16 protein-coding genes are annotated in these 16,479 nt (G+C 62.4%); 11 read left to right on the top strand and 5 right to left on the bottom strand.

What is annotated here, in order from left to right:
- Nucleotides 1-16 precede the first annotated feature (16 nt).
- Nucleotides 17-709 (top strand): aspartate/glutamate racemase family protein, encoded by a 693-nt coding sequence (locus ACFOGH_RS02815; protein ID WP_380071528.1) that lies wholly within the window; start codon nt 17-19, stop codon nt 707-709.
- An 89-nt stretch (nt 710-798) separates the two neighbouring features.
- On the opposite strand, the gene ACFOGH_RS02810 is transcribed toward ACFOGH_RS02815, so the two are convergent.
- From ACFOGH_RS02810 to ACFOGH_RS02800, 3 genes are all read right to left on the bottom strand, one after another.
- A complete protein-coding gene (locus ACFOGH_RS02810) occupies nt 799-1,761 on the bottom strand; it encodes an XdhC family protein (RefSeq protein ID WP_380071527.1) in 963 nt (320 codons plus the stop codon).
- Between the two features lie 106 nt (nt 1,762-1,867).
- On the bottom strand, nt 1,868-4,291 hold the full coding sequence (locus ACFOGH_RS02805) for an OmpA family protein (RefSeq protein ID WP_380071526.1): 2,424 nt from the start codon (nt 4,289-4,291) through the stop codon (nt 1,868-1,870).
- A gap of 297 nt (nt 4,292-4,588) precedes the next feature.
- Nucleotides 4,589-5,533, bottom strand: a complete 945-nt coding sequence (locus tag ACFOGH_RS02800) for an MBL fold metallo-hydrolase (protein WP_380071525.1) — start codon at nt 5,531-5,533, stop codon at nt 4,589-4,591.
- Between the two features lie 62 nt (nt 5,534-5,595).
- Here ACFOGH_RS02800 and ACFOGH_RS02795 point away from each other — a divergent pair, with 62 nt between their 5' ends.
- Nucleotides 5,596-6,645, top strand: a complete 1,050-nt coding sequence (locus tag ACFOGH_RS02795; RefSeq protein WP_380071524.1) for a glycosyltransferase family 2 protein — start codon at nt 5,596-5,598, stop codon at nt 6,643-6,645.
- 120 nt (nt 6,646-6,765) lie between these two features.
- The gene (locus ACFOGH_RS02790) at nt 6,766-7,728 is read left to right on the top strand and encodes a phosphoadenosine phosphosulfate reductase (protein ID WP_380071523.1); all 963 of its coding nucleotides are present in this window, start codon (nt 6,766-6,768) and stop codon (nt 7,726-7,728) included.
- A 12-nt stretch (nt 7,729-7,740) separates the two neighbouring features.
- Here ACFOGH_RS02790 and ACFOGH_RS02785 read toward each other — a convergent pair whose 3' ends face one another.
- Together ACFOGH_RS02785 and ACFOGH_RS02780 are read right to left on the bottom strand one after the other, a co-directional pair.
- A complete protein-coding gene (locus tag ACFOGH_RS02785) occupies nt 7,741-8,136 on the bottom strand; it encodes a lysozyme inhibitor LprI family protein (protein ID WP_380071522.1) in 396 nt (131 codons plus the stop codon).
- A gap of 25 nt (nt 8,137-8,161) precedes the next feature.
- Entirely contained in the window at nt 8,162-8,470 is a 309-nt protein-coding gene (locus ACFOGH_RS02780) for an antibiotic ABC transporter (protein WP_380071521.1), read from the bottom strand.
- 190 nt (nt 8,471-8,660) lie between these two features.
- Between ACFOGH_RS02780 and pyrC the strand changes: the two genes are divergently transcribed.
- The 8 genes from pyrC to ACFOGH_RS02740 all read left to right on the top strand — a co-directional run bounded on the left by pyrC (nt 8,661) and on the right by ACFOGH_RS02740 (nt 16,394).
- Nucleotides 8,661-9,704, top strand: coding sequence for a dihydroorotase (gene pyrC, locus ACFOGH_RS02775; RefSeq protein WP_380071520.1), 1,044 nt, complete (start codon nt 8,661-8,663; stop codon nt 9,702-9,704).
- Between the two features lie 120 nt (nt 9,705-9,824).
- The gene (locus ACFOGH_RS02770; RefSeq protein WP_380071519.1) at nt 9,825-10,505 is read left to right on the top strand and encodes an orotate phosphoribosyltransferase; all 681 of its coding nucleotides are present in this window, start codon (nt 9,825-9,827) and stop codon (nt 10,503-10,505) included.
- A gap of 244 nt (nt 10,506-10,749) precedes the next feature.
- Entirely contained in the window at nt 10,750-12,264 is a 1,515-nt protein-coding gene (locus ACFOGH_RS02765) for a replicative DNA helicase (RefSeq protein WP_380071518.1), read from the top strand.
- Between the two features lie 237 nt (nt 12,265-12,501).
- Nucleotides 12,502-13,281 carry an SDR family oxidoreductase gene (locus tag ACFOGH_RS02760; RefSeq protein WP_380071517.1) on the top strand — a complete coding sequence of 260 codons (780 nt, stop codon included), beginning with the start codon at nt 12,502-12,504 and terminating at the stop codon, nt 13,279-13,281.
- A gap of 143 nt (nt 13,282-13,424) precedes the next feature.
- Complete coding sequence (gene alr, locus ACFOGH_RS02755; protein ID WP_380071516.1) at nt 13,425-14,474, top strand: alanine racemase; 1,050 nt, start codon at nt 13,425-13,427, stop codon at nt 14,472-14,474.
- Nucleotides 14,471-15,265 carry an MlaE family ABC transporter permease gene (locus ACFOGH_RS02750; RefSeq protein ID WP_380071515.1) on the top strand — a complete coding sequence of 265 codons (795 nt, stop codon included), beginning with the start codon at nt 14,471-14,473 and terminating at the stop codon, nt 15,263-15,265. Before alr ends, ACFOGH_RS02750 begins: the two co-directional genes overlap by 4 nt.
- A complete protein-coding gene (locus ACFOGH_RS02745) occupies nt 15,262-16,008 on the top strand; it encodes an ABC transporter ATP-binding protein (RefSeq protein ID WP_380071514.1) in 747 nt (248 codons plus the stop codon). Before ACFOGH_RS02750 ends, ACFOGH_RS02745 begins: the two co-directional genes overlap by 4 nt.
- Complete coding sequence (locus ACFOGH_RS02740; RefSeq protein ID WP_380071513.1) at nt 16,005-16,394, top strand: hypothetical protein; 390 nt, start codon at nt 16,005-16,007, stop codon at nt 16,392-16,394. The genes ACFOGH_RS02745 and ACFOGH_RS02740 overlap by 4 nt, the downstream gene beginning before the upstream one ends.
- Nucleotides 16,395-16,479: the final 85 nt, after the last annotated feature.

The raw sequence follows: 16,479 nt of genomic DNA, 5'->3' as shown, positions 1-16,479 counted from the left end.
CCAAGAAAGCTCCCTCATGAAAACCATCGGCATCCTTGGCGGCATGTCTGCGGCTTCCACCCAAACCTATTACCGCACGCTCTGCGATCTGACGCGCGCCCGCTTGGGCGGCCTGCATTCGCCCGAGCTGTTGATTCGCTCGATAGATTTCGCCCCGATTGCAGCACTGCAAGCCGCTGGCGATTGGGAAGCCGCCGCCGCCATTCTGAACCTGCATGCCAAGGCCCTGCAAAGCGGCGGGGCCGAGGTGTTGCTGCTGGCCACCAACACCATGCACAAACTCGCCGAGCCGATGATGCACGGCGTGACCCTGCCCCTTTTGCACATTGCCGAGGCCACTGCCGCGCGCATCGCCCGCGCCGGGCTGAAATCTCCGGGCCTGATGGCCACTGCATTTACCATGCAGGAAAGCTTCTACACCGATAAGCTGCGCGCGGCGGGCCTGACCCCGATCCTGCCCAATGTCGATGACCGCAACACAATTCACCGCATCATCTACGAAGAACTTTGCCGCGACATCATTATGCCAGACAGCCGCGCCTGTTATGAGGCGATTGCGCAACGCCTTGCCGCCAACGGGGCCGACTGTCTGATCTTGGGCTGCACCGAAATCGGCATGCTGCTCAGCCAGTCCAATGTCTCGGTTCCGGTGTTTGACACCACCTTGATCCACTGCGAAGCCGCGCTGGATCTGGCTTTGACGCAGTGAAAATCAGGCCGTTCGTTAAAAATTCGTAAATTTTGAAAAATAAGCCATTGATCTAAAATAGATAATTTTGGTCCCGAGTTGGGACCATCCTATTCCCCCCGCAAAACCGCCGTCACCTGCGCCAGGATAGACACCGCAATTTCCCCCGGCCCCTGCGCCCCAATCGCCAGCCCGACCGGAGCATGAATCCGCCCGATTTCACTTTCCGAAAACCCAGCCGCCCGCAACCGCTCTACCCGCGCCGCATGGGTTTTTCTGGACCCCAGACAGCCAAGGTAAAAACACCCCGACCGCAAGGCGACCGCAATCGCCGGATCGTCCAGTTTCGGATCATGGGTCAGCGTCACCACCGCCGTCCGGCTGTCCAGCGCCAGCCCGGTCAGCGCCTCATCCGGCCACATATCCAAGATCGTCTCACCCGGAAACCGCGCCGCAGCGGCAAAGCTTTCGCGCGGGTCCACCACAATTGGATCATACCCCGCCAGCCGCGCCATCACCACCAAAGGCTGCGCCACATGCACCGCCCCCACCACGATCAGCCGCAGCGGCGGATTGTGGGGCGCGATGAACCGCCCCTCGTCGATCCCCGCCTTATCCGCCCGCAGCCGCGCATCCACCGCGCCGTCCTGCCCCGGTTCAACCAGACGACGGCTCCAGTCGGCCAGATCCACCACATAACCCACCGCCAGCCGCGACGCCCGCACCGCCACAAGCTCAGTCAGAACCGACAGCATCGGCGCGACGGGTTCGACGAGCACCCGGATCGTGCCGCCACAGGCCAGCCCCGCCGCAAAAGCAGTATCATCGGCCACGCCATAGCTCAGCAATCGCGGCACCCCGGCGGTGATAGCCTCCATCGCCTCCAGCACCACCGCGCCCTCGACACAGCCGCCCGAGACCGAGCCCACCATCTCGCCCAGTTCCGACACCGCCATCTGACTGCCCGCCCGCCGCGGTGCCGAGCCCCAGGTTTCCACCACGGTCGCAATCGCCGCAGCCTTGCCAGCGCGGGCCCAGTCCAGCGCCGCTTCGGGGATCAGATCGTGGCTCATGAGAAACTCCTTTTGGCGCGCAATTTGCAGCAAAGCGCGACCCTGCGCCACGCCCAAACGCAAAAGCCCCGAGGTTTCCCTCGGGGCCTTAAGTCGTGTGACAGCCTTACTTGCCGACCGACAGCAGCGGCGTGATGATCCGCACCGCCACACGACGGTTGCGTTTTTCATCCTTCTGCGTGTCGATGCGCAGCTCGGTCTCGCCGTAGCCTTGGATCACCATGTTCTCCGGCGGGATGTCGAAATACTCGGTCAGCGCCAAAGCCACCGATTCCGCACGCCGATCAGACAGCGCAAGGTTCATCGCCGCCTTGCCGGTGGCATCAGTGTGACCCTCGATCAGGAACATCTCACGCGGGTTCTTGTCGAGCATCTCTTGCATCAGGCTACCCAGATCTGCCAGATCCGAAGCCTCATCCGCCGCAATCGCAGCCGATCCCGAGGCGAAGTTCACGTTATCGACGTCAATCGTCGCAGCGAGATGACGCACTTCCGGGATCTCGCGGATCTGCCGCAAGCTGAAGGTGCGGCCGATCTTTTCGATATCCTTCGCAGCAAGTGCTGCCTTGAGCGCGTAATCGTTGTCCTTGGTCGAGATCACCACACGGTTTTCACGCGGTTTCGGCAGATCGCGGACAATCACCACGCGTTCCGGTTCCAGATCGTCGATCAGCACCAGTTCACGGCCGCGGCTGTCGAACTGCGAGCGGCGCAGCACACGCCCCGTCGCATCACGCACTGTCACCACTTGGGTGCCATCTGCACGCTCCACGATGGTCCGGGAAGAGCCATCACGATAGGTCTCGGTGCGCACGTTCGATCCGGGCTGACGCAGCACGGCATCATCATCCTTATAGACCTGATAGGTGCCATCGGGCTTCAGCACAACGACGCGGTCGCCCGTGTTGGACACGACTTGCGAGCCTTCACGACCGCGACGGTCCTTGTTGTTGTCCTTGATGATCGCGCCGACCACCAAAGCGCCCAGCGCCACTAGACCGACCTTTTCAAGATCGGACAGGCCGCTCTTTTTCTTCTTGTCGCTGCCCAGCATCACCGGCGCCGCCGCGAATTCCTGCGTGGATGAGCGCACGCTGCCCTCGGTCAACTTTTCGGTCAACGAGGTTACGGCGTCTTTCGAGGGCGCCAGATCAGCAGGCTTTTCACCTTCGGCAACCGGAGCAGCCGCCAAGGCAGCAGCAGCGCCCAAGGTCGCAGGATCAACGCCTTCAGGCTGGGCCAGAAGGTTGCTCAGGGTTTCAACCTCGGCCTCGGACGCGACCGGCACATCAACGGGGGCGGCGTTGGGGTCGGCCTCGACCGGCGCGGTTTTCAGGCCCGCCGAGGGGTCAACCACGGTGCCATCAGCTTCAACCGCGATTTCCTTCTGGGCCTCGGCAAGCGACTTTTCTTGCTCGGCAGCCTTGGCTGCGGCTTCTTCTTCCGTCACAGCGGCGCCCGTGGCCGGATCGACCACAAGCTTCTCGCCCGTTGCAGGATCGGTCACGGTGGCAGGCAGGATCACCGGCGCGTCAGTTGCCGTAGCATCTGTGGCCGGAGACTCGGCTGCATCGGCGGGGGCGGCATCGGTGCCGGCCTCAGTTGTCGTAGCCGCATCTGCATCCGCAGGGGCCGGATCAGCCGGGGCCGCGTCGGTTGCCGTGGAATCCGGAGCGGTGGCGTCAGGTGTCCCGGCATCCTCTGCAGGAGCTTCCGCCGTATCAGCCGGGGCTGCGTCCGCCGGGGTCGCAGCTTCGCCTTCGGCGGTTGCCTTGGTGTCCGCATCGGTTTGCGTCATGGTGTCAGCCTCAGCCTGAGCGGCTGCATCGGCGTCGGCTTGTGCCTTGGCGTCGGCCTCAATCTGTGCAGCTGCTTCTGCGTCTGCTTGCGCCTTGGCATCTGCCTCGGCCTGTGCGGCTGAATCAGCGTCAGCCTGTGCCTTGGCGTCAGCCTCTGCCTGCGCAGCGGCGTCGGCATCGGCCTGGGCTTTTGCATCTGCTTCGGCCTGTGCGGCAGCTTCTGCGTCGGCCTGCGCCTTGGCGTCTGCTTCGGCCTGAGCGGCGGCATCAGCATCCGCTTGTGCCTTGGCATCAGCCTCGGCCTGTGCGGCGGCGTCAGCGTCGGCTTGGGCCTTTGCATCAGCCTCGGCCTGAGCCTGAGCTGCGGCTTCCGCCTGTGCAGCCGCTTCGGCATCTGCCTGAGCTTGCGCTTGCGCGGCGGCTTCTGCCTCGGCTTGCGCTTGCGCGGCGGCTTCTGCCTCGGCTTGCGCTTGCGCAGCGGCTTCTGCCTGAGCCTGTGCTTCGGCTTCTGCCTGTGCAGCCTGCTCGGCCATGCGGGCCGCAATCGCGTTCGCCTGATCGGCGAAAGCCGCAGGATCGCAGGCCGCATCAGCCGTCGGTTCGCACAGGACGGTCCCATCCGCCGCGACCACAGCCCCGCTGTCGGTCAGCGTCTGCGCCATCAAAGGCCACGGCTGCACATTGAACATCGCCATCGACAAAGCGGTGGTGGTTCCGAGCATTCTTTTCATTGATCGTCCTTTCAAAATCGTGTGGCGGCTGTGGTTCGGCACTGATTCCAAACCGGGCCGCCGCTATGGCATCAAAGCACAGGATCGGTGCTGATATGCGATAGCAGCGGCTAAACTATCGGTGAAACCGCAAGCATTTCGCGCGGCTTCAACGTGATATCTGCTAACATTCCTCCCAAGCGCTGACATTCGTGTTCTTTGCACCGCCAGATCCGGGATGGTGCTTTTGACGTTAACAGTTACAACGCCGCCAGGTTGCCTTGGTTCCCCATATTGAACCGCTAGGCCGGGTTTGCGTCAATTCGCGGCCAGCGCCTGCACCCGCGCACGGTTCTGGGCGTGGACGTCCTCATAGGGCGCGAAATAGCGCAGCGCGCCGTTCTCAAGCCAGGGCGCGATGATCTCGGCCATCGGGCGCGGATCATCGGCCTGCAAATGCCGGATGTAATCCGCCGTCGCCGCCAGCAGATCAGGGCCATAGCCACCCGCCGCAATCACCTCTGCCGCGCCATGGTTGGGCAGCACCCAGCGCGCGCCCAAAGCCTGTAGCCGTGCAAGATCGGCGAGATGGATGTCGAAATCCTCGGGCGCGCCGACATAGGTCACGCAATCCTCCACCGTATCGCCCGCCAGAAGAATGCCGCGCTCTGGCAGCCACAGCACCGTGGCATCATCCGAGTGGATGTTGGCCTCGATCAGCTCAATCCGCATACCGCCCAGATCCAGCGTCATCTGCCCCTCGAACACCACATCCGGCAAGATCAGCGGGTTGATCGCGGGCAGGCCGTGATTGGTGCCTGCCTCGATCGCCGTTTGCCGCCCGCGCAGATGCGCCAGAGTGCGCGCGTTGGCGATCACCGGGCAGCCCGCGAAGGCCTCGGTGCCCGCGACATGATCCAGATGCCAATGCGACAGCACCACCCGGATATCGGTAACACCGCGCTGATGCAGCACTTCGCGGATGCGCTGCGCATGCGGCACCGAGACATGGCTGTCATAGACAATCGCCTGCGTGCCTGCGATCAATGCATAGGACGCGATCCCTAGCGACAAAGCCCCATCGTCCACCCAGTTCGGCGCATCGGCAAAACGGTGCCCCTCCACCCGTCCATCGTAAAACGCCAATAGTCCCGGATGCGGCTCATATATCCGCAGATGTGACAGCATCGAAATCCCCCCAAACCAGCGCCATGCTTGCCGCCGCACCCGCCAAGCGTCAAGTTCCCCCTTCCCTTTGGTCATCCTCTCTGTCCAAATATCCCCGCCGGAGGCTCCTTCATTCCACTCTGCGGCAAAGGATCAGAATGCGCGCCACTGCCCTCATCGGAGTTAAAAACGAAGGCGCGTTCCTCATCGAATGGCTGGCGCATCATCGCGCCTGTGGATTTACCGATTTCCTTGTCTATTCCAATGATTGCAGCGACGGCACCGATCTGATGCTGGATCGCCTTGCCACGATGGGCTGGCTGATCCATATGCGTAATGATGGCCCCCACCCGGAAGGGCCGCAATGGGCGATGCTGAAGGCTGCCGACAAACATCCTGCGATTGTAAAGGCCGATTGGCTGCTGTTTTGCGACATCGACGAATTCGTCAACATCCATGTCGGCGACCGCAGCTTGAATGCCCTGCTGCACGCCCTGCCCGATGCCACTGCCATCACGCTGACCTGGCGGATGTTTGGCAATGCGGGCGTGATTGAGATTTCCGATCAGCCCGTCACCGAGACCTTCACCCATGCGGCACCTGCAACCTTCGCATGGCCATGGCGGGCGCAACTGTTCAAGACTTTGTTCCGCAACGATGGCAGCTATCGCAAACTCGGCGTGCACCGCCCGCGCAGCCCTGACCCAGCCCGCGCAGGTATGGCGCGTTGGTATGACGGTGCGGGGCGCGCGCTGCCCGCTGATTTTCCGCAGGGCCGGATATTCTCGGACTACACTCGCGACAATTATGCACTGGTGCAACTGAACCACTATGCCCTCGGGTCGATGCAGAACTATCTGGTCAAGGCCGACCGCGGCCGCGCCAACCGCGATACGGCGGCGTTCGATATGAGCTATTGGGTCGAGCGCAATTTCAGCGCCTTCGAAGACCGCTCGATCCTCGCGCTGAACGCAAGCCACCTGCGAGCCGAGTTGCTGGCCGATCCGGTGCTGGGGCCGCTGCACCACCAAGCCGTGCAATGGCGCCGCGCGCGCTTTGCCACATTGATGCAGCAAGAGCCATGGCGCGCGCTGTTTGGTCGCCTGCTGATGACGCCGCCATCGCAGGTTTTACAACCCCAAGATGCACTTCACATCCTGATTCACGCCCAGACAGCAGCCAAACGTGACAGCTTGAAACAGTCTTAACTCAGTGTTCACAAACCCCATGCTAGTCTGGCCTGATCTTCGCTTGCCGTAGCGCGCGGCAGGGCAGATTATGGCGCAAAGCCATAGTATCGCCGTGTTCCGTGTTCGACTGGATGTAAAATGACCGATTTCGCCGATTTAGCCACGCGCCCCATGCCGACCGACAGCCTGCCGGACCGCGATGCCTGGGAACAGCGGATGGAGCAAGCGACCGAGGATTCGGGCTATTTCCACAGCCTTGGCGATGCCCATTGGGCGTATTTCGCCGATGAGGGGACCACGCTGCTGGTCAGCTTTGAAACCGTGGATGCAGTGCTTGCCCGCGCTGATCAGATGCCACTGGCAGACAGTCTGGCGCGCGCGCATGGCTGGTCGGTGCTGACGATCATCGCCGATGGCGACACATGGTTCCGCGACCCTGCGGTTTATGGATTTTTTGACCGTCAGGTCGATGATGCGTTTTTCGAGGATTTCGATCAGGTGCTGTTCTACGGCGCGGGCATGGCGGGCCATGCCGCCTGCGCCTTTGCTGTCACCGCGCCGGGTGCGCAGGTGCTGGCGCTGAACCCGCGCGCGACGCTGGAACCTGCGCAAAGCGGCTGGGACAGGCGCACTCTGGCCGCCCGCAGGCTGAACTTTACCGCCCGCTATGGCTATGCCCCGGATATGCTGGAAGGCGCCGGGCAGGCCGTGGTCATCCATGATCCCACCATCGCGGTTGAGGCGATGCACGCCAGCTTGTTCCGCGCCCCCTACATCACCCGGCTGTCTGCGCGGCATATGGGCGACAATCTGGAACCGGCGCTGATCCGTAGTGGTTTATTGCCCGCTCTGGTTGATCAGGCGATGATCGGAACGCTGACGCGGCAAAGCTTTGCCGTGCTGTGGCGGGCGCGGCGAAACTACTCGCCCTACCTGCGAGCCATTTTGGCCAAAGCTGAGAACATGGGCCGCACGAAACTGGCAATCATGGTATGCCGTTCAGTCACCAACAGACTGCGCGCACCTAGCTTTGCACGACGGCTGGCAAAATTGACCGAGCGGATTTCCGGGGCCGAAGGACAGAACGAGCCTGCGTCCTAATGCAGCAGCGCGTCAGTATTCCTCAGCCATCGCTTCCAGATCGGCGGTGCGCTGTTCTGTCAGCCGCGCGCGGCAGCCATAGATCACCATCGGCTCTGCCGATCCGCCATGCATGGCATAGCCTTCGGCAGCACAGGTTGCGTCCCGGAACGTAACCCAAGCCCGCTGGCCATCGCGCAGATAATCAGCGGCGCCGCGCTGATCGGCCTCAAGATCGGCATCTATGGCCTGCATCCGTTTACGCGCCACAGCATAGGCCGCGTTCAGATCGGCGTCGGCTGCCAGCCAATCCTGTTCGGCGCAATAGGTCAGCTCGACCTGCGCCTCTGCGTTGGCGCAGTCAACATCCTGCGCCCAAGCCGGAGCTGCCATCAGCCCCGCACAACATCCCAGCCAAGCCAACCGCATCCCGTCCTCCTTTGACGAGGCCGCTTCAGCCGCCCGTCACCTTGCGCTGTAGCCGTTTGGCATTGGCGCGAGTTTTCGCCCGCACCGGCTTCATCGCCGCCATTGCCACATCGGAAATGCTACCGCCCGCCATGCCGCTGCGCAACGCGGCATGTGCCGAATCCAATCCCGCCGAAAGCTTTTCCGACATCATGCGGTTGGTTTCAGAGGGGGCCATCGGCCACAGCCCCGCCATCCCGGCAAGCCGCATACCGATCACCATCTGCGATTCTGCCATGATCCGGCTGGCTTCCAGCACCGGCACCATGAAATCAAACGGAGTCATAAACTTCATCGCGCGCTCCTGGACCACTTACCGCCCATCATGTAGTCCTATGCCGCGCCGCAGCAAGAGATTTTGTGCCGTAGGGCTCTGCGCGGCAAGCATAGCGCGCAAATGGTGCCGCAAGCTGTCGCAGGCCTGAGACAGGTTCGCGCGAAACCGCCCCTAGAGAATCATCCGCCCGTAGTCTATCTGGGTCGCCATGACACAAAGCTTCACGCTTCGCCGCCCCGATGACTGGCACCTGCACCTGCGCGATGGCGCGATGCTGCATGGGGTGCTGCCCGAAACCGCCCGGCATTTCGCCCGTGCCATCATCATGCCCAATCTGGTGCCGCCAGTGGTGACAGGTGCGCAGGCTGAGGCCTACCGCGACCGTATTCTTGCGGCTTTGCCAGCTGGATCGGCGTTCGAGCCGCTGATGACGCTGTATCTGACCGAAACCACCGACCCCGCCGATGTGGCAGCCGCAGCCGCCTCGGGCCTGGTCAAAGCAGTCAAACTCTACCCCGCCGGGGCCACCACCAATTCGCACTCGGGTGTGAAGGATTTCGACAAGGTGCAGGGCGTGCTGGAGAAAATGGCCGAAATCGGCCTGCCTTTGTGCCTGCACGGCGAAGTCACCGATCCTTTGGTGGACATCTTCGACCGTGAAGCCGTGTTCATCGACACCGTGCTGGATCCGCTGCGCCGCCGCATCCCCGGTCTGCGGGTGGTGATGGAGCATATCACCACCGAAGACGGCGTGGCCTATGCCCGCAGCGGCGGCGATGATCTGGCGGCGACCATCACCACGCACCATCTGATCATCAACCGCAATCACATCCTCGCCGGGGGTATCAAGCCGCATTACTATTGCCTGCCGGTCGCCAAACGCGAGAAACACCGCCTTGCCCTGCGCGCCGCCGCCACCTCGGGCGATGCGCGGTTTTTCCTTGGCACCGATTCCGCCCCGCATGTCGATGCGCTGAAAGAACATGCCTGCGGCTGCGCGGGCTGTTTCACCGCCACCAACACCATGCCACTCTTGGCACATGTGTTCGAGGAAGAAGCCGCGCTTGACAAGCTTGAGGCATTCACCAGCCTGAACGGTCCCGCCTTTTACCGCCTGCCGGTGAATGAAACCACGCTCACCCTCGTCAAACATGAACTGCCGCAAAGCTTCCCCGAGAAAATCCTCACCGAAGCTGGCCCCGTCACAGTCTTCAACCCTGGCTTTCCCGTGCATTGGCACGTCGAAGCCTGAACCGACGCCAAGCCATTTCATCTGTCGTCAAATATCCCCGCCGGAGGCTCCTGTGGCCTGCTGCAGAAGCCTCCGGCGGGAGTATTTAGGCCAAGATGAAAGCCCCAGAAAGGAACCGTCATGATCCCCACCAGCTTTCCCGCGCGTGAAGAAATCGCCCGCCTCACCGCCCGCGCACTGCTGGAGATCAAGGCGGTGCATTTCAATGCCGAGACGCCCTTCACCCTTGCCTCTGGCCTGCCCAGCCCGACCTATATCGACTGCCGCAAGCTGATCTCTTACCCGCGCATCCGTGCGACGCTGATGGATTTCCTGACCGTCACCGTGATGCGCGACGCCGGGTTCGAGGCGTTTGACAACATCGCGGGCGGTGAGACCGCAGGCATTCCGTTCGGCGCTTGGGTGGCTGAACGGCTGGCGCTGCCGATGACCTATGTGCGCAAAAAGCCGAAAGGCTATGGCCGCAACGCCCGGATTGAGGGCGAGATGCGCGAAGGCCAGCGCGTGCTGCTGGTGGAAGATCTGACCACCGACGGCGGCAGCAAACTGTCCTTTGTCGATGCCATCCGCGAGACTGGGGCCACTTGCGCCCATACCGCCGTGATCTTCTATTACGGCATTTTCCCCGAAACCACCCAGCGCCTTGCCGATCATGGCGTAGCGCTGCATCACCTCTGCACCTGGTGGGATGTGCTGGCCGAGGCGCGGGCACAAGGCGCGTTTGACGCCAAGACCTTGGCCGAGGTGGAGGCTTTCCTAAAAGACCCGCGCGCTTGGCAAGCTGCACGCGGCGCAAAGTAATCCACAGAAATCTTTTGCCCCGCGCAAGGCAGCGGCCTGTGGGTGGGATGTGAATAACTCTGCCGATTCTGGCCTGTGATGGGGGAATCTCCGCTATCACACCGCAAGATGTGGTAGAATGCCCTGTCGCCACGCGACTCAATTCAGACTTATCCACCAACCTATGCCTGCCTATCGCGGCAGGCCAATATGGGGCAAGAACGCCCCCTGCCCGGTTCCTCCGGGTCAGAGCATGAGGCACCCGATGAACGAAATTGCCACCCTGCGCCAGATGCCCCCCGCCGTGGCAGCCGCCGCCCCGGAAACCGAAGCGCTGCCGCATAATATCGAGGCCGAACAGCAGCTTCTGGGCGCGATCCTGACCAACAACGATGTCTATGACCGCATCGCAAGCCTCGTGAAGCCCGAACATTTCTTCGACCCCGTGCATCAGCGCATCTTTGAACGCGCCGCCGCCCGCATCCAGAAAAACGCCCTCGTCTCTCCGGTGACGCTGAAGGTGTATTTCGAGGATGACGACGGGTTGAAAGAGCTTGGCGGCGCCTCTTACCTTGTCCGCCTCGCCGGGGCTGCGATCTCGTCCTATGCCGCGCGCGATTATGCGCAGATGATCTATGATCTGGCGGTGCGGCGCGAGTTGATGTCGCTGGGCCGCGATCTGACCGCCAAGGCCGCCAAGGTCGAGATTGATTCCGAACCCAAGGATCAGATCATCGAGGCCGAACAGCGGCTTTACAAACTCGGCGAACAAGGCGTGGCCGAGCGCGGCTTTCAGTCGTTCCTGAAAGCCGTGACCGAAGCTGTCAACACCGCCAACGCCGCCTATCAGCGCGGCGGCGGCTTGGCGGGGATCTCTACCGGGCTGATTGATCTCGACAAGAAACTTGGCGGCTTGCACGCCTCTGACCTTCTGATCCTCGCTGGCCGTCCGTCGATGGGCAAAACCTCGCTGGCCACCAACATCGCCTTCAACGTCGCCAAAGCCTACAAGCGCGGGCGCACCCATGAGGGCCACGAAGGCGCTGTCGAAGGCGGCGTCGTGGGCTTCTTCAGCCTTGAGATGAGTTCGGAACAACTCGCCGCCCGGATTCTGTCCGAAGCGTCGGAAGTGCCCTCCGAGCAAATCCGCCGTGGCGACATGCAGGAATTCGAGTTCCGCAAATTCGTCGAAGCCGCGAAAGAGCTAGAATCCTGCCCGCTTTACATCGACGACACCCCAGCGCTGCCGATCAGCCAAGTTGCCGCCCGTGCCCGCCGTCTGAAACGCACGCATGGGCTGGATGTGCTGATCATCGACTACCTGCAACTGCTCAAAGGCACTGGCAAGGGCGACAACCGGGTGCAAGAAGTCTCGGAAATCACCCAAGGCCTGAAGGCCATCGCCAAGGAACTCAACATCCCGGTGATCGCCCTCAGCCAGCTTTCGCGTCAGGTGGAAAGCCGCGAAGACAAACGCCCGCAACTGTCCGATCTGCGCGAATCCGGATCGATCGAGCAGGACGCCGATGTGGTGATGTTTGTGTATCGTGATGAATATTACAAAGAACGCGAAAAGCCCGGCGATCACGAGTTGGAAAAGATCGCCCAATGGCAGGTAATCATGGAGCAGGTGCGCGGCAAGGCCGAAGTGATCATCGGCAAGCAGCGCCACGGCCCTATCGGCTCGGTGGAACTGTCGTTCGAAGGTCGCTTCACCCGCTTTGGCAATCTCGCTAAGCAATGGCAAGGCTCTGGCCCCGGCGACGACGTGGGGTTCTGACCCCATGCGCCCTGCGGCTTCATCTTGGCACAAATACTCCCGTCGGAGACGCAGGTCAGCCGCCGCGTGCCGTTGCAAAGGTCTTGCTGCGGCAGCGCGGGCGCGGTCCCCTCGATGGGGACAAGCCTGCACCACCTAGGCCGACTCCCCCCGCAATTGCCAAAATCGCCGGCTTGCCACTTGGCAAGCCCATGCGCAGCGGTCAGCATAACGCGACAATTTGGACAAGAGGCAACGATGGATCTGGGGCTGAGAGACAAAGTGGTGATCGTCACCGGCGGCGGTGCGGGCATTGGCGCTGCGATCAGCGAAACGCTGGCCGAAGAGGGCGCGATCCCGGTGATCTTTGCCCGCAATGCTCCGTCAGACAGCTTTTTGAGGCACCTGGCATCGCTCTGCCCGCAGGCAGGCTGGGTGCAGGCCGATCTTGCGCGCGATGAAGATTGCCGCCGCGCCGTTGCACAAGCGCAGGCGCAATGGGGGCGCATTTATGCTTTGGTGAACAACGCAGGCACGAATGACAGCCTTGGCCTTGATACCCGGCCGGATGAATTCCGCGCCTCGCTCGATCAGAACCTTTTGCACTACTACACCCTCGTCCACCTGTTGCAAGCCGATCTGAAGGCAAACAGCGGGGCGATCGTCAACATCGCCTCGAAAACCGCTGTCACCGGCCAAGGCAGCACCTCGGCGTATGTCGCGGCAAAAGCTGCGCAACTGGGGCTGACGCGGGAATGGGCCGCAGCCCTTGCGCCTTGGGGCGTGCGGGTGAATGCAGTGATCCCCGCCGAAGTGCTGACCCCGATGTATGAGGCTTGGCTACAAAGCTTCCCCGACCCTGCCGCGCAAAAGGCGCAGATCACCGACCGGATCCCGCTGGGCCAGCGCATGACCGAAGCGCGCGAGATCGCCGCCACCACGGTTTTCGCGCTGTCTCCGCGCGCCGCCCATACCACCGGGCAATGGCTGTTCGTCGATGGCGGCTACACGCACCTTGACCGCGCCATCGGCACTTGAGCGCAAAAGCGCCAGCTTTTGCAGGCAAGTTCTGCGGCAGCGGCGATCAATCGAGGCCTCGATGGCCCCCGAGATCGCCGCACTATCGCGCTTGCCCACGAATTCCCCCTTGACCCCGCGCATGGCCCTGTCAAAACCACGCTATGTCTACAGCAACCCTCTCCATCGACCTCGACGCCATCGCCGCCAACTGGCGCGCCTTGGACAAAGCCTCTGCTTCAGGGGTGCAAACCGCTGCTGTGGTGAAAGCCGATGCCTACGGGCTTGGCATCACCCGCGTCGCCCGTGCGCTGGCGCAGGCCGGGGCGCGGCGGTTCTTCGTGGCGGTGGCCGAAGAAGGTGCCACGCTGCGTCAGGTTCTGGGGCCGGGGCCGCAAATCTGCATCCTGTCGGGCCACATGCCCGGCGATACCGACATGATCGGCGATCTTGACCTCACGCCAATGCTGAACAGCCTCGATCAAGTCACCCGCCATCTCGAATCACTGCCCGGCCATGCCTTTGGCGTGCAGCTTGACACCGGCATGAACCGGCTGGGCATGGAAGAACCCGAATGGGAGGCGATTGCCCCCTTCGTGCTGGAGGCCGGGCCAGAACTGCTGATGTCGCATCTGGCCTGTGCCGATGATCCTGACCACGCGCTGAACGAAACCCAGCTGGCGACCTTCCTTGCCATGACCAACGGCACAGGTATTCCGCGCAGTCTGGCCGCTACGGGGGGTATTCTGCTTGGGCCGAAGTATCATTTCGACCTGACCCGCCCCGGCATCGGCCTTTACGGTGGCCGCCCATATGAGGCCGCGCGCCCTGCCGTCACTCTGTCGCTGCCGGTGATCCAGACCCGTGCGGTCGCCGCGGGCGAGGCTGTGGGCTATTCCTGCGCCTGGATTGCGGAGGCCCCATCAATGGTGGCAACGCTATCGGCAGGCTATGCCGATGGCCTGCCGCGCACCCTGTCGAACAACGCCATGCTGTGGGATGGCGACACGCCCTGCCCGCTGATTGGCCGGGTGTCGATGGATCTGATCACCGTCGATATCAGCCATCTGCCGCAGATCCCGCGCTATCTGGATATCATTGGCCCGAACCAGTCCGCGGATGATCTGGCCGATATCGCAGGCACCATCGGCTATGAAATCCTGACAAGCCTCAGCCATCGCTACAACCGCCGCTATTATGAGGGCGCGGTGTGAGCCTGCTTGCCCTGCCCGCATCAGCACTCGCCAGCCTTGGCCGCGCCACCTTCAACGCGCTGGCTGCCTTGGGCCGGGTGGCGATCTACGCCGCCGTCACACTCTATCACCTCGCCCGCCCACCGTTTTACCGGCGCGAGTTCTTCACCGCCTTGCTGCAAGTCGGCTGGCTGTCGCTGCCTGTCGTCGGGCTGACCGCGATCTTCACTGGCGGGGCTTTGGCGTTGCAGATCTATGCTGGCGGACAACGCTTTTCCGCCGAAGCGGTGGTTCCGCAGATCGTCGCCATCGGCATGGTGCGCGAACTTGGGCCGGTGCTGGTCGGCCTCATGATCGCGGCCCGCGTCACCTCGTCCATCGCGGCTGAAATCGCCACGATGAAGGTGACGGAGCAGATCGACGCGCTGACCACTTTGTCCACCAACCCGATGAAATACCTCACCGTTCCGCGCGTGCTGGCAGGCTTTCTGACCGTGCCGCTGTTGGTGGGGGTGGGCGATATCATCGGCATCATGGGCGGCTTTCTGGTGTCCACCGAGCAACTAGGCTTCAACCGCGCCAGCTATATCAAGAACACCGTGGATTTCCTGCAAACCACGGATGTGGTGTCATCGCTTATCAAAGGCGCGGTGTTCGGCTTTATCGCCACGCTGATCGGCTGCTATTACGGCATGAACTCGGGGCGCGGCGCGCAGGGCGTGGGGTCCGCCACCAAAAACGCGGTGGCCACGGCCTCTATCCTGATCCTTGCCGCAAACTTCGTGCTGACTTCGGTGATGTTCGGATCATGATAGAGCTTTCCCGCGTCGCCAAGACCTTCGGCAAGAACCACGTGCTGCGTGGCGTCAATCTGACAATCCCACGCGGTCAAAGCATGGTGGTGATTGGTGGCTCTGGCACCGGAAAATCGGTTCTGTTGAAGTCGATCCTTGGGCTGGTCACGCCCGATTCTGGCCGCATCACCCTTGACGGTGCCGACGTGCGCGAGGCCAATCGCGATGCGTTCCTGGCCCGCTTTGGCATGTTGTTCCAAGGCGGCGCGCTGTTTGACAGCTTGCGTGTCTGGGAGAACGTCGCCTTTCGCCTGATGCGCGGCGCCACCAAGCGCCCAAAGGACGATGCGCGTGCCATCGCCATCGAAAAGCTGCGCCGCGTCGGGCTGAAACCAGAGACCGCCGACCAGTTCCCCGGAGAGCTGTCGGGCGGCATGCAAAAGCGCGTCGGCCTTGCCCGTGCCATCGCTGCCGAGCCCGAGATCATCTTCTTTGACGAACCCACCACCGGGCTGGACCCGATCATGTCGGGCGTGATCAATGCCTTGATCCGAGAGATCGTCACCGAAATGGGCGCGACCGCGATGACGATCACGCATGATATGTCCTCGGTCCGCGCCATCGCCGACCGGGTGGCGATGCTGCACGACGGGCTGATCCGCTGGACCGGGCCTGTCGCCGATATGGATCAGGCCGACGATCCTTACCTGCAACAGTTCATCCATGGCCGTGCCGACGGCCCAATTGAATCAGTGCGATGATCGACCTGCTTGGCCTTGGCGCACAACTGATCGCCTTGACGCAGCGCCCCTTGGTGGCGGTTGCCATCGCCACGCTTCCCGCCGCCATCGCCGTGGCCGGAATCGCCAGCCTGAACGCGCGATCTGATGACCGGATTCTGGCTTGGGTGCAGGTGATCACCTCAATCGCGCTGACGTTGTGGATGCTTGCACCATGGCACCCGACAGACGCAGACCTTCTTGGCATGAACCGCTCGATGACGCTGTTTACCTTTGGCTATGTGCTGCAAGACTGGCTGCGCGAGGCTTGGCGCTCGGGTCTGCATCCCCGCTGGGCGCATCTGTTGGTGATTCTCTCGGGTATCCTGGTGCTGGCAGCTTTCGCCTACAGCGCGCTTTCCGCCTAAGGCTTCCGAATTCCCGCAACGGTTGTGCAACTGTTGCCGTCTCGGAAACAACTCTCGCAATCCTCGGCGATTTGATCGCTAAGAT

The sequence above is a fragment of the Cypionkella sinensis genome, assembly GCF_042646385.1.
Lineage (GTDB): Bacteria > Pseudomonadota > Alphaproteobacteria > Rhodobacterales > Rhodobacteraceae > Cypionkella > Cypionkella sinensis.
This window is presented reverse-complemented; position numbering and strand designations above follow the sequence as displayed.

What these genes read in the sequence shown, in the direction of transcription:
- ACFOGH_RS02815 (WP_380071528.1), top strand. Translation starts at nt 17, where the DNA reads ATGAAAACCATCGGCATCCTTGGCGGCATGTCTGCGGCTTCCACCCAA.
- ACFOGH_RS02810 (WP_380071527.1), bottom strand. Translation starts at nt 1,761, where the DNA reads ATGAGCCACGATCTGATCCCCGAAGCGGCGCTGGACTGGGCCCGCGCT.
- ACFOGH_RS02805 (WP_380071526.1), bottom strand. Translation starts at nt 4,291, where the DNA reads ATGAAAAGAATGCTCGGAACCACCACCGCTTTGTCGATGGCGATGTTC.
- ACFOGH_RS02800 (WP_380071525.1), bottom strand. Translation starts at nt 5,533, where the DNA reads ATGACCAAAGGGAAGGGGGAACTTGACGCTTGGCGGGTGCGGCGGCAA.
- ACFOGH_RS02795 (WP_380071524.1), top strand. Translation starts at nt 5,596, where the DNA reads ATGCGCGCCACTGCCCTCATCGGAGTTAAAAACGAAGGCGCGTTCCTC.
- ACFOGH_RS02790 (WP_380071523.1), top strand. Translation starts at nt 6,766, where the DNA reads ATGACCGATTTCGCCGATTTAGCCACGCGCCCCATGCCGACCGACAGC.
- ACFOGH_RS02785 (WP_380071522.1), bottom strand. Translation starts at nt 8,136, where the DNA reads ATGCGGTTGGCTTGGCTGGGATGTTGTGCGGGGCTGATGGCAGCTCCG.
- ACFOGH_RS02780 (WP_380071521.1), bottom strand. Translation starts at nt 8,470, where the DNA reads ATGAAGTTTATGACTCCGTTTGATTTCATGGTGCCGGTGCTGGAAGCC.
- pyrC (WP_380071520.1), top strand. Translation starts at nt 8,661, where the DNA reads ATGACACAAAGCTTCACGCTTCGCCGCCCCGATGACTGGCACCTGCAC.
- ACFOGH_RS02770 (WP_380071519.1), top strand. Translation starts at nt 9,825, where the DNA reads ATGATCCCCACCAGCTTTCCCGCGCGTGAAGAAATCGCCCGCCTCACC.
- ACFOGH_RS02765 (WP_380071518.1), top strand. Translation starts at nt 10,750, where the DNA reads ATGAACGAAATTGCCACCCTGCGCCAGATGCCCCCCGCCGTGGCAGCC.
- ACFOGH_RS02760 (WP_380071517.1), top strand. Translation starts at nt 12,502, where the DNA reads ATGGATCTGGGGCTGAGAGACAAAGTGGTGATCGTCACCGGCGGCGGT.
- alr (WP_380071516.1), top strand. Translation starts at nt 13,425, where the DNA reads ATGTCTACAGCAACCCTCTCCATCGACCTCGACGCCATCGCCGCCAAC.
- ACFOGH_RS02745 (WP_380071514.1), top strand. Translation starts at nt 15,262, where the DNA reads ATGATAGAGCTTTCCCGCGTCGCCAAGACCTTCGGCAAGAACCACGTG.
- ACFOGH_RS02740 (WP_380071513.1), top strand. Translation starts at nt 16,005, where the DNA reads ATGATCGACCTGCTTGGCCTTGGCGCACAACTGATCGCCTTGACGCAG.